This is a genomic window from Lentzea sp. NPDC036955, assembly GCF_055608005.1.
In genome coordinates this window covers 146,308-159,925 of record NZ_JBVJRC010000014.1, presented here as the reverse complement: position 1 = coordinate 159,925, position 13,618 = coordinate 146,308, and the positions used below count along the sequence as shown (strand labels likewise).

The window sequence follows — 13,618 nt, the reverse complement described above, 5'->3', positions numbered from 1 at the left end:
CCTCACAGTTCCTGGTTGGCGCCGTCTTCGAGGGCGAGTCGTTCGAGCTCGAGCAGGATCTTCTCCTCGACCAGCCCCGCCAGGTCGGCGACCGTGCGGGCGGTGAGGACGTCGTGCGGGGTCAGCGGTACGTCGAAGGCCGCGCGGCACCGGGACGTGACGAGCAGGCTGCGCATCGAGTCGCCGCCGAGTGCGAAGAAGTCGTCCTCGGCGCCGACGCGCTCCACGCCCAGCACCTCGGCCCAGATGCCGGCCATGACCTCCTCGGTCTCCGTCCTGGGCGCCACGTACGGCGCGGCGGACGCGGTGGCCGACGGTTCCGGCAACGCGGCCCGGTCGACCTTCCCGTTGGTGCTCAGCGGAAGCGCGTCGAGCACCATGAACACCGAGGGCACCATGTAGTCGGGCAGGGTCCGTCCCGCGAACGCGGCCAGCTCCGCGGGTTCCGGTGCACGGGCGGGGTCGACGGGCACCAGGTAGGCCACGAGCTGCTTGCCGCCGAGGGAGTCCTCGCGGACCACCACGACCAGCCCGCCCACGCCGGGGTGCCGGCCCAGGACCGCTTCGACCTCGCCGAGCTCGATGCGGAACCCGCGCAGCTTCACCTGGTCGTCGGCGCGGCCGGCGAACTCCAGCACGCCGCCGGGCAGCCACCGCACGATGTCGCCGGTGCGGTACATCCGCTCCCCCGGCGCACCGAACGGGCAGGCGACGAACCGGGACGCGGTCAGGCCCGGCCGGTCGAGGTAGCCGCGGGCCAGGCCGGCCCCGGCGAGGTACAGCTCGCCGGGCACGCCGACCGGAACGGGCCGCAGCCGCTCGTCCAGCACGTAGGTGGCCATGCCGTCGAGCGCGGAGCCGATGGGCACGGTGTCCGGCACGTCGTCCTGGCCGGTCATCCGGTGGGAGGTGGCGAACGTCGTGGTCTCGGTGGGTCCGTAGCCGTCGACCACCACCAGTCCGGGGCAGGCCGCCATGACCCGGCGGACCGCGGCGGCGGGCACGACGTCACCGCCGGTCCACACCTCGCTCACGCCCACCAGGCAGTCCGGCGAGTCCTGCGCCAGCACCCGGAACAGGCCCGCGGTCAGCCACAGCGCCGTCACGCCGTGCGCGGTGATCTGCTCGCGCAGTGCGGCCGCGTCCAGGTCCTGCGGCGGCGCGACGACCACCCGGCCGCCGCGCAGCAGGGGCACCCACAGCTCGTAGGTGGAGGCGTCGAACGCCAGTGGTGAGTGCACCAGCACGGTCCGGTGGGCCGGGCCGTCGAACCGGGAGTCGAGCGCGAGCGCCACGACGTCCCGGTGCCGCACCGCCACACCCTTCGGCGTGCCGGTGGAGCCGGAGGTGAACTCCACGTAGGCGAGGCCGTCGGGGTGTCCGGCCACGGCGGGCCGTTCGGCTGACGTCTCACCGCCGGGGACGACGACGTGCCCGTCGAACGGGACGGTGTCGGAGTCGGTGATCAGCACCCGGCTCCCGGCCTGGTCGAGCACGAGCTCCTGGCGTTCGACCGGCGCCCGGCTGTCCAGCGGCAGGTAGGCGCCGCCCGCCTTGAGCACGGCGAGCACCGCGACCACCACGTCGGCCGATCGGCGCAGCAGCAGCCCGACGCGTTCCTCCGGCTGCACACCGAGCGAGATCAGCCGCTGTGCCAACGCGTTCGCGCGGGCGTCCAGCTCGGCGTAGGTGAGCGACGTGCCGCCCGCGACCACCGCGGTCGCGTCCGGGGCCCGGTCCGCCTGGGCGGCGAACAGCTCGGCCACGGTCGCGTCCGGGACGCTGCTCCGCACGCGCTCCGGGAGGACGAGCCGGCGTTCGGCGTCGTCGAGGAGGTCGACCTCGCCCAGCGCGCGGCCGGGGTCGGCGGTCAGACCGCGCAGCACCGCGGTCAGGTGACCGGCGATGCGCTCGACCGTGGCGAGGTCGAACAGGTCGGGGTCGTAGCTGAGCCGGAACTCCAGCTCCGCGCCGGGCCGGACGCCCAGGCTGAGCGGGAAGTTGGTCGTCTCGACCGCGTCCAGGTCGCGCAGCACGACCCCGTGGGCCGCGGCCTCGTCGATCGGGTAGTTCTCGAACACCACGATGCTGGCGAACAGGTCGACGCCGCCCGGCACGTCGCTCCAGGCCTGGAGGTCGGCGAGCGCCACGTGCTCGAACCGCCGCGCCTCCGCCTGGTCGGCCTGCAAGCGCCGCAGCCACGCCGCGACCGGTTCGTCCGGCACGACCTCCGTGCGCACCGGCAGGGTGTTGATGAACATGCCCGTGATGGCGTCCGCGCCGGGCAGGTCGGCCGGGCGGCCGGAGACCGTGGAGCCGAAGCACACGTCGTCCTGGCCGCTGTAGCGCGCCAGCAGCAGCGCCCAGGCGCCCTGCACGACGGCGTTGAGCGTCAACCCGTTGCGCTGGGCGAACTCGCGCAGCTCGCCACCGGGCAGGGTGACCGTGGTCCAGGCGGCGGTCCGGGTGGCGTGACCCGGTGCGGCGGGGCGGTCGAGCGGCAACGGGGTGGGTGCGGCGAACCCGCCGAGCACCCGCCGCCAGTGCTCCTCCGCCTCGGTCGCGTCCTGTGCGGCGAGCCAGCGCAGGTAGTCGCCGAACGGCCGGCGGGCCGGCAGGTCCGGCTCGCGACCGGCGGTGAACGCCGCGTAGCAGGTGAAGACGTCGGTCAGCACCTGGAACGTGCTCCACCCGTCGAGCAGCACGTGGTGGAACGTCCAGCCGACCCGCACGGAGGTGGCGGACTCGCGCGTCAGCTCCAGCCGCAGCAGCGGCGCGGTGCCGAGGTCGAGCTCGCCGCCGGTCCCGTCGTTGATCGGCACGTCGACCGTGCGGCAGACCACCTGCACGGGCCGGTCGACGCCCTCCCACACGACGCGGCTGCGCAGGACCGGGGTCCGTGCGACGACCTCGCTCCACGCACGGGCCAGCGCCTCGACGTCCGTGACACCGTCGAGGACGAACGAGATCCGTTCGGTGTAGAGGCCTTCGTGGCCGTGGGACAGGCTGTGGAACACCATGCCCGCCTGCATCGGCGTCAGCGGGTAGACGTCCTCGACGGCGCGGCCGTCGCCGACGATCCGGTCCACCGCGGCCTGGTCGAGGCCCGCCAGCGGGAAGTCCGACGGTGTCCGGCCGCCCGCTCCCGGCCGGGCGCAGTGCGCGACGATCTCCCGCAGCGCCACCGCCATCGCCTCGGCCAGCACGCGCACGGTCGGCTCGTCGTGGACCTCGTCGCTGTAGTACCAGGTGAGCTGCAACCGCTTGTCCTGCACCGCGCCGACGACGTCGAGCAGGTGGTGGCGGGGCGTGTCCGGTGCGGCGTCGGCGCTGATCCCACCGGCCGTGCGCACCGCCGTGCCCGCCACGCCGTCGAACTGCCCGAGGTAGTTGAACGCCACCGCCGGCTGCACCCCGCCGTACCGCGCGCCGAAGCCGATGCCGCGCCGGGGCACCGCGCGCAGCCGTTCCTTGGTGGCCTTGAGCACCGCGCCCCAGTCCCCCGCCGGCACGTCGAGCGCCACCGGGAACACCGCGGTGAACCAGCCGACCGTGCGGGACAGGTCGACGCCGTCGAGGAAGTCGCCGTCGCGGCCGTGGCCCTCCAGGTCCACGAGCACCCGGTCACGGCCGGTCCACCCGGCCAGCACCCGTCCCAACGCGCTCAGCAGCACGTCGTTGACCTGCGTGCGGTACGCGGCGGGCACGTCCTGCAACAGGGCCCTGGTCTCCTGGGCGTTCAGCTCGACGGTGACGCCCCGCACGGAACCGGTCGTGCCGGTGCCGGTGCGGTCCACGGGCACGCTCGGGTCACCGGTGACGCCGGCCCAGTGCCCGGCCTCGTCGTCGAACCCGCCAGCCGCGGTGTGCTCGGCCAGCCGCAGCGCCCAGTCGCGGAACGACGTGGTCCGCGCCGGGAGGAGGACCCGTTCACCGCGCACGGCCTGGAGGTAGGCGGTCTCCAGGTCCTCCAGCAGCACCCGCCACGACACGCCGTCCACGACGAGGTGGTGCGCGGTGAGCCGGACCCGGTGCGACGTGAGCGGCGTGGCCCGCAGCAGCGGTCCGCGTCCCAGGTCGAACCCGTCCACTTCGGACAGGACGTCGACGGGTCCGACCGGCGGGTTGTGCTGCTGCCAGCCGGTCGCGGTGTGCTCGAACCGCATCCGCAGCGCGTCGTGGTGCTCGACCAGTGCCGCCAACGCCGTGCGCAACGCCGTGCGATCGACCTCGTCGGTGAACTCCACCTCGACGACCTGGTCGAAGTGCTCGGGGTGCGGCGGTTCCGCGTCGAGGAACCACCGCTGGATCGGGGTCAGCGGGACGTCGCCGGTCACCGGGCCCCGCGGCACGTCCTGCTGTTCCGCGGCGACCGCGGGCACGGCGGCGGCGAGCGCGGCGACGGTCGGACGGCTGAACAGGTCGCGTGGCGCCAGGGCGTACCCGGCCTGCCGGGCGCGGGACACGACCTGGATGCTGATGATCGAGTCACCGCCCAGCTCGAAGAAGTCGTCCTCGACGCCGACCCGGTCGAGCCCCAGCACCTGCGCCCAGATGCCGGCGAGCACGCGCTCGGTCTCCGTGCGCGGCTCGACGTGCCGGGTGCCGGTCGTCTCCCACTCCGGTGCGGGCAGCGCCTTGCGGTCGAGCTTCCCGTTGCCGGTCAACGGGAGCCGGTCCAGGTGCACGAACGCCGAGGGCACCATGTGCTCGGGCAGCGTCTGCGCGAGGAACCCGCGCAGGTCGGCGCCACGGCCACCGACGACGTACCCGACGATGACCTTGCGCCCGGCGTGCTCGCGGACGTCGGCGACGGCGGCGGTGACGTCGTCGTGGGCTTCGAGCGCGGCCTCGATCTCGCCGAGCTCGATGCGGAAGCCGCGGATCTTGACCTGGTGGTCGGCGCGGCCGAGGTAGTCGAGCCGGCCGTCCTTCCAGCGCGCCAGGTCTCCGGTGCGGTACATGCGGGAGCCGGGCGCGCCGAACGGGTCGGCGACGAACCGGGACGCGGTCAGGCCGGGCCGCTTGAGGTAGCCGCGCGCCAGGCCGGCGCCGGCGACGTGCATCTCGCCGACGACACCGGGCGGGACCGGTCGCAGGTCCTCGTCGAGGACGTACACGCGCAGGTCCGGGATGGGTTCGCCGACGGTGCCGTCTGCGGGCGTCCACGTGACGTGCACGGTGGTCTCGGTGATGCCGTACATGTTGATCAGCTCGCCGGGGCCGTTCCAGGCCGCGAGCTTGCGCACGTCCAGCGCCTCACCGCCGAAGACGACGTAGCGCAGGCTGAGGTCTCGCGGCTGTTCGGCGATGAGCTGGTAGAACGCGGACGGCGTCTGGTTGAGGACCGTGACCCGTTCCCGTGCCAGCAGGTCGGCGAACTCGCGCGGCGAGCGCGACACCTCGTGCGGCACGACGACGAGCCGGCCGCCGTGCAGCAGCGGTCCCCACAGCTCCCAGACGGAGAAGTCGAAGGCGTAGCTGTGGAACAGGGTCCACACGTCGTCGGCGCCGAACCCGAACCAGGCGTCGGTGGCCGAGAACAGCCGGGCCACGTTGGCGTGCGGGACGACGACGCCCTTGGGCTTGCCGGTGGAGCCGGAGGTGTAGATGACGTACGCGGGGTTCTCCGGCCGCAGCACGACGTCCGGTGCGGTCGAGGGCAGCCCGGACAGGTCCGGCAGCTCGGTCAGCACGGTCACCGGCCGGGTGTCCTCGACCATGCCCGCGATCCGGTCCTCCGGGTAGGACGGGTCGATCGGCAGGTAGGCCGCGCCGGACTTGAGCACGCCCAGCACCGCCACGACCAGGTCGGTGGACCGCGGCAGCCGCAGCGCGACGTACTCCTCCGGTCCCGCACCGCGGTCGGCGAGCAGGTGTGCCAGCCGGTTGGCGCGGGCGTCCAGCTCGGCGTAGGTCAGGTGCTCGTCCCCGCAGGTGACCGCGACGGCGTCCGGGGTGCGCGCGGCCTGCTCGGCGAACAACCGCGGCAGCGTCGCCACCGGGTAGTTCCCGCCGGTGGGGTTCCACTCGACCAGCACCTGCTCGCGTTCGGCGTCGTCGAGCAGCCGCAGCTCGCGCAGCGGGCGGTCCTGCTCGGCCAGCAGGTCGTCCAGGAGCAGCCGCAGGTGCCCGCCGAGCCGCTGCACGGTGGCCTCGTCGAAGAGGTCCGGGTCGTGGTCGAGCTCGACGACCAGGTGCCGGCCGGGCGAGACCACGACGGTGAGCGCGTAGTTGGTGGGCTCGTGGGCGTAGACGTCGTGCAGCCGCAGGCCGTGCTCGGCCATGGCGTCCTCGTCGAACGGGTAGTTCTCGAACACGAGGATGCTGTCGAACAGGTTCGCGCCGCCGGGCAGGTCGCTCCACCCGCGCAGCCGCGACAGGGGCACGTGCTCGAAGCGCCGCGCCTCCGCCTGGTCGGCCTGCAGCTCGCGCAGCCACGACAGCTGGTCGCGGCCGCGGTCGACGGCGACCCTGGTCGGCACGGTGTTGATGAACATGCCGACCGTCGACTCGACACCGGGCAGGTCGGCGGGCCGGCCGGACACGGTGGTGCCGAACACGACGTCGGACGTGCCGGCGTAGCGGGCCAGCAGCACCGCCCAGGCGCCCTGCACCACGGTGTTCACGGTCAGGCCGTTGCGCTGGGCCGCTTCGCGCAGCCGTTCGGTGCTCTCGGCGCTCAGCTCGAACCGGACGGTGCCACCGGACTGGGCGCGGTGCGCGTCCACGGGGCGGCGGTCGAACGGCAGCGGCGTGGTCTCGGCGAAGCCGTCGAGCACCCTCCGCCAGTACCGCTCGGCCTCGGCGCCGTCCTGGCGGTCCAGCCAGTGCAGGTACTCGCGGAACGGCGGGCGGGCCGTGGCCGGTCCCGCGGTGCCGCGGGTGATGGCCGCGTGGTGCTCGCAGACCTCGGTGAACAGCTGGGCCGCGCTCCACCCGTCGAGCAGGACGTGGTGGAACGTCCACAGCACCAACACCTCGTCGTGCGCCAGGCGGGCGATCGCGACGCGCATCAGCGGTGCGGCGGTCAGGTCCATCCCGGCCGCGCGGTCGCTCTCCAGCAGCGCGTGCAACTCGGCGTCCTCGTCGAGGCCGGTCCAGTCGAGGTGGGTGACCGGCAGGGTCACCTCGGGCCGCACGCGTTGCAGCGGTTCGGCGAGCCCGTCCCACACGACCTCGCTGCGCAGCACGGCGTTGCGGTCCACGACCCGTTGCCAGGCCTCGGCCAGCGCGTGCGGGTCGGTCACGCCGGTGAGCCGGAAGCGGACCTGGTTGAAGTAGGCGCCGGAGGTGGTGCCGTCGACCAGGCCGTGGAACACCATGCCGGCCTGCATCGGCGTCAGCGGGTAGAGGTCCTCGACGTCGCGGCCGTCACCGGTGAGCCGGTCCACCGCCGCCTGGTCCAGGCGTGCCAGCGGGAAGTCCGAGGGCGTGCGACCGCCGGAACCCGGACGGGAGCAGTGGGCCACGACCTCGCGCAACGCCGTGGCCAGTGCCTCGGCCAGGCGCCGCACGGTCGTCTCGTCGTGCACCTGGTCGCTGAAGTACCAGGTGAGCTCCAGGCAGCCGTGCTCGACCGCGCCGACGACGTCGAGCAGGTGCGGGCGCGGCGCCCGCGGTGCGCCGTCGAGCTCCAGGCTGCCGCGCACGGCGTGCAGCACGCCGCCTTCGACGCCCGTCCAGTCGAGCCGGCCGAGGTAGTTGAAGCTGATCTGCGGGCCACCGGTGCCGGGCTCGTGCAGGGCACCGTGGCCGATGCCCTTGCGCGGCACCGCGCGCAGCTGTTCCTTGACCGACTTGAGGACCGGTCCCCAGTCGCCTTCCGGCACGTCGAGGGCGACCGGGAAGATCGAGGTGAACCAGCCGACCGTGCGGGACAGGTCGACGCCGTCGAGCACGTCCTCGCGGCCGTGGCCCTCCAGGTCCACCGGCACCCGCGAGCGGCCGGTCCAGTCGGCGAGCACCCGGCCGAGCGCGCTCAGCAGCACGTCGTTGACCTGCGTGCGGTACGCGCCGGGCACGTCCTGCAGCAACGCCCTGGTGGTGTCGCCGTCGAGCCGCACGGAGACGGCGCGGGTGGACCCGGCGGTGTTGGGGCCGTCGTGGTCGACGGGCAGGGACGGGTCCACCGCCGCGGTCGCGGTCCAGTGGTCGCGTTCGTCGTCGAACCCGCCGTCGGCGGTGTGCCGGGTGAGCCGGTGCGCCCAGTCGCGGAACGACGTCGTCTTGGCGGCCAGCCGGACGGGCTCACCGCGGGCCGCCTGGTCGTAGGCCGTGACGAGGTCCTCCAGCAGCACGCGCCACGACACGCCGTCCACGACGAGGTGGTGGATCGTCAGGCGCAGCACCGACTCGTGCAGCTGGGCGTGCAGCAGCGGCCCGGTCGCGAGGTCGAAACCCGTGCAGGGGCTCATGGTCAGCAGCTCGGCCGGTTCGGCCGCCGCGTTGTGCTGGCGCCAGCCGGAGTCCGTGCGCTCGAACCGCATCCGCAGCGCGTCGTGGTGCTCCACCAGCGCGGCCAGGGCCGTGCGCAGGGCGTCGACGTCCACATCGGACGCCAGCTCGGCGGTCAGGACCTGGTTGAAGTGCTCGGGGTGGTCGGGGTTCGTGGCGAACAGCCAGCGCTGCACCGGTGTGAGCGGCACGTCCCCCACGACCCGGCCCTGGTCGGTCTCGGCCGGTCCGGCGACGGTCGCCACGGTCGCGAGCGCCGCCACGGTGGGGTGGCGGAACAGGTCGCCGGGGCTCAGCGACAGCCCGGCCTGCCGGGCGCGCGACACCACCTGGATGCTGAGGATGGAGTCGCCGCCCAGCTCGAAGAAGTTGTCGCCGGCGCCGACGCGGTCGACGCCGAGCAGCTGCGCCCAGATCCCGGCCAGCACGGCCTCCGGTCCGTCGGCGGGGGCGACGTGCGCGCCGGTGGCGGTGGCCCACACCGGGTCGGGCAGGGCGTGCCGGTCGACCTTGCCGCTCGCGTTGAGCGGCAACGCCTCCACGACGACGAACGCGGACGGCACGAGGTAGTCGGGCAGCACGCGGCCGAGGAACTCCCGCAACGCCGCCGCTTCAGGTGCGGTGTCCACGGCGGTCAGGTAGGTCACCAGCCGTCTGCGGCCGGTGTCGTCGACCCGCACGACCGTCACCGACTGACCGACCGCCGGGTGCGCGGACAGGGCGGTGTCGACCTCGCCCGGTTCGACGCGGAACCCGCGGATCTTGACCTGGTCGTCGGTGCGGCCGACGAACTCGACGGTGCCGTCGGGCCGCCACCGCACCAGGTCGCCGGTGCGGTACATCCGCTCCCCCGGCGCTCCGAACGGGTCGGCGACGAACCGGTCCGCGGTCAGCCCCGGCCGGCCCGCGTACCCCCGCGCGAGGCCGGAGCCCGCGATGAACAGCTCGCCCGGCACGCCGACCGGGGCGGGCGTCAGGCTCTCGTCGAGCACGCGCAGCCGCATGCCGTCCAGCGGGCGGCCGATCGGCACCACGTCGTCCACGGCGTCGGCGTCGGCCATGCGGTGGGAGGTCGCGAAGGTGGTGGTCTCGGTGGGGCCGTAGCCGTCGACCACGACGATGCCGGGGCAGGCGCGCAGCACCCGGCGGACCGCGGGGGCGGGCACGACGTCGCCGCCGGTCCACACCTCGCGCAGCCCGGCCAGGCAGTCGGGGTCGTCCTGCGCGATGACCCGGAACAGGCCGGCGGTCAGCCAGAGCCCGGTCAGCCCGTGCCCGGTGACGAGGTCGCGCAACCGGTCCGCGTCCAGGTCCTCCGCCGGGGCGACCACGACGGTGCCGCCGGAGAGCAGCGGCACCCACAGCTCGTAGGTGGTGGCGTCGAACGCGGGCGCGGAGTGCAGCAGGACCCGCTCGTGCGCGCCGCCGGTGAACCGCCGGTCGCGGGCGAGGTCGGTGACGTCGCGGTGCCGCACGGCCACGCCCTTGGGCACGCCGGTGGAGCCCGAGGTGTGCATGACGTACGCCAGCTGGTCGGGGTGCACGACCACGTCCGGCGCGGAGGTCGCCCCGTCCTCGTCACCCAGCACGACGACGTGGCCCTCGTGGACCTCCTGCGCGGTGGCCTGCCAGGTCCGGTCGGTGAGCACGACGGCGGCGCCGCTGCCCGCCAGCAGGACGGCCAGGCGTTCGGCGGGTGCCCTGGTGTCGAGCGGGACGTACGCGCCGCCCGCCTTGAGCACGGCCAGCTCGGCGACCACGAGGTCGGCCGAGCGGCCCAGCAGCACCGCGACCGGTTCCTCCGCGCGCAGTCCGTGCCGCAGCAGGTGGTGCGCCAGGCGGTTGGCGCGGGCGTCGAGCTCGGCGTAGGTCAGCGTGGTGCCGCCGGCGACGACGGCCTCGGCCTGCGGCGTGCGGCGGACCTGGTCGGCGAACAGGGCCGTGATCGTGGCGGCGGGCCGGTCGACGGCGGTGTCGTTGAACGCGTCGAGGACCTGGTGGCGTTCCTGCCGGTCGAGCAGCGGGAGCTCGCCCAGCGGCCGGCCGGGTTCGGTGGCCACGGCCTCCAGCAGGGTCCTGAGGTGACCGGCCATCCGCTCGATCGTGGTGGCGTCGAACAGGTCGGTGTTGTACTCCAGGGTCAGCTCCAGCGCGCCGTCCCGCGGCCAGAACTCCACCAGCAGCTCGAACCGGGCGCGCGGCCGGGGCAGGTGGTGCTCGGTGACGTCCAGGTCGCCGACCGCCGTGGACCGCACCATCTCCTGCTGCAGCACCACGAGCGCCTGCACGAGCGGGGTGCGGCTCGGGTCGCGGTCGGGCCGCAGCTCGTCGACGAGCCGGTCGAACGGCACCTCGTCGTGGGCGAACGCGTCGCGCACGGTCTCGCGCACGTCGGCCAAGAAACGCTCGAACGGCACAGCCGGGTCCACTGTGGACCGCAGGACGAGGGTGTTGACGAAGAAGCCGACGAGGTCGTCGAGCTCGGGCCGGCCACGTCCGGCGGAGGCGGTGCCGACGGCCACGTCGCGGCGGCCGGTGTAGCGGGCCATCAGCAGCTGCACGGCGGCGGCCAGCGTGGTGAACAGGGTGGTGCCGCCGGTGTGACCGACCTCGGTCAGGCGCTGCACCAGCTGTCCCGGCAGGGTTTCGCGGTGCACGGCACCGCGGGTGGTGCGCTGCGCGGGGCGGGGCCGGTCGGTGGGCAGGTCGAGGGGTTCGAGGCCCGCGAGGGCGGTGCGCCAGTGGTCGAGCTGGCCGGTGACGGCCGGGTCCTCGACGCGGCGGCGTTGCCAGGCCGCGAAGTCGCCGTAGCGGACGGGCAGCGGCTTCAGGTCGGGTGTTGTTCTTCGAACCGCGGCCCGGTACAGCTCCAGCAGGTCGTCGACCTGGACCCGGACCGACCAGCCGTCGGTGACGATGTGGTGCTGGTCGAGCAGCAGCACGTGGTCGTCGTCGGCGAGCGTGGCCAGCACGGCGCGCACCACCGGGCCGGTGCTCAGGTCGAACGGCGTGGTCAGCTCCTCCGCGCACAGCCGGTCGAGCGCCTCGTCCCGGTGTGCGGCAGCGGAAAGGTCCTCCACGCGCAGCGGTACCACCGCGGCCGGGGTGATGACCTGCACGCTGCGGCCGTCGACCTCGGCGAAGGTGGTGCGCATGGTCTCGTGCCGTTCGGCCAGGCCGTTCAGCGCGGTCCGCAGGGCGTCGAGGTCGAGCGGGCCGCGCAACCGCAGGGCGACACCGGTGTTGTAGTCGGTGCCCGTCGGGTCGATCTTGTGCTGCAACCACAACCGTTGCTGCGCCGGGGACAGCGGCAGCACGGCGTCGTGCGGCACCGCGGTGATCCGGTCGTCCGCCGCGATGGGCAGGCGGTCGGCGAGCAGGTCGGCGAGACCGGCGACAGTCCGCGCGTCCAGCAGGTCGCCGGTGGACAGCGGCACGTCCAGCGCCGTGCGCAGCCGGGACACGACCCGCAGTGCCTGGATCGAGTCGCCGCCCAGGGACAGGAAGTCGTCCTGCGCGCCGACGCGGCCGGGGTCGACCGCGAGGACCTCGGCCCAGACCTGCCCGATGGCGCGTTCGGCGGGGGTGCGCGGTACGACGTGCGCGGTGCGCCGGTCGAGGCCCCAGTCGGGGGCCGGCAGCGCCTTGCGGTCGACCTTCCCGTTGGTGTTGAGCGGAAGGCGGTCCAGTGCCACGAACGCCGACGGCACCATGTAGTCGGGCAGCGTCCGCAGGAGGAAGTCGCGCAGCCCGTCGTCGGACGGTGCGGTGCCCACGACGTAGGCGACCAGGCGCTTGACGCCGTTGTGGTCGAGCTGCGCCTGCACCGCGGCCTGCACGACCCCGGGGTGCTTGGCCAGCACGGCCTCGACCTCGGCGGTCTCGACCCGGAAGCCGCGGATCTTGACCTGGTCGTCGACGCGGCCGACGAAGTCGACGGTGCCCTCCGGCGTCCAGCGGACCAGGTCGCCGGTGCGGTACATGCGGTCGCCCGGCGCACCGAACGGGTCGGCGAGGAACCGGTCAGCGGTCAGGCCGGGCCGGTTGAGGTAGCCGCGGGCCAGTCCCGTGCCCGCGATGAACAGCTCGCCGGTCGCCCCGTCCGGCACCGGGTCCAGGTCGTCGTCCAGCACGTGCAGGCGCATGCCGTCCAGGGCCGTGCCGATCGGCAGGACGTCGGGCACCGAGCCGAGGTCGGGCAGCGGGTGGCTGGTGGCGAACGTGGTGGTCTCGGTGGGGCCGTAGACGTCCACCACGGTCGTGCCGGGACACGCCTCCAGCACCCGCCGCACCGCTGCCGCGGGGACCACGTCACCGCCGGTCCACACCTCCCGCAGACCCGTCAGGCACGCGGGGTCGTCCTGCGCCAGCACGCGGAACAGGCCGGACGTGACGAAGGTCCCGGTGACGCCGTGCTCGCCGATCGCCTTGCGCAGCACCGGTCCGTCCACGTCACCGGGAGGCGCGATGACGGCGGTACCTCCGGAGAGCAGCGGCACCCACAGCTCGTAAGTGGACGCGTCGAACGCCATCGGCGAGTGCACCAGCACGCGATCGTGCGCACCGCCGCTGAACCGCGCGTCACGGGCGAGGTCCACGACGTCGCGGTGCCGTGCCGCCACGCCCTTCGGCACGCCCGTGGAGCCCGAGGTGAACACGACGTACGCGAGGTTGTCCGGGTGGACCTCCGCCAGCCCACCCGTGCCCTCGTGCGCCTCCTCATCGCCCACGACCAGCACGTGGCCGATGTGCACGCGGTCGGCGACCGCCTTCCACGTGGTGTCGGTGAGCAGCAGCGAAGCACCGGCTTCCGCCAGCACGGTCGTCATCCGCTCGTCGGGCGCACGGGCGTCGAGCGGCACGTACGCGCCACCGGCCTTGAGGACGGCGAGCAGTGCCACCACGAGCTCGGCCGACCGCTCCACCAGCACGCCGACCGGCCGCTCCGGCCGCACCCCCAGCGCCGGCAGGCACCGGGCGAGCCGGTCCGACCGCGCGTCCAGCTCCGCGTAGGTGTGCTCGCCGTCCTCGGCGACCACCGCCACCGCGGTGGGCGTGCGCCGGACCTGCTCGGTGAACAGGCCGACCACCGTGTCGCGCGACTGGGAGCAGAGCGGTGTGCCGGCGGGCACCGTCTCGTGGAGCGTCATCGCCGTTCAAC

The 13,618-nt window shown here is 74.0% G+C and carries 1 protein-coding gene; it reads right to left on the bottom strand.

Annotated elements, in window-relative coordinates; translation table 11 throughout:
- Positions 1-2 precede the first annotated feature (2 nt).
- Complete coding sequence (locus ACZ7CF_RS37775; RefSeq protein WP_470372075.1) at positions 3-13,607, bottom strand: amino acid adenylation domain-containing protein; 13,605 nt, start codon at positions 13,605-13,607, stop codon at positions 3-5.
- Positions 13,608-13,618 lie beyond the last annotated feature (11 nt).

Coding starts and splice junctions, on each gene's coding strand:
- ACZ7CF_RS37775 (WP_470372075.1), bottom strand. CDS start 13,607: ATGACGCTCCACGAGACGGTGCCCGCCGGCACACCGCTCTGCTCCCAG.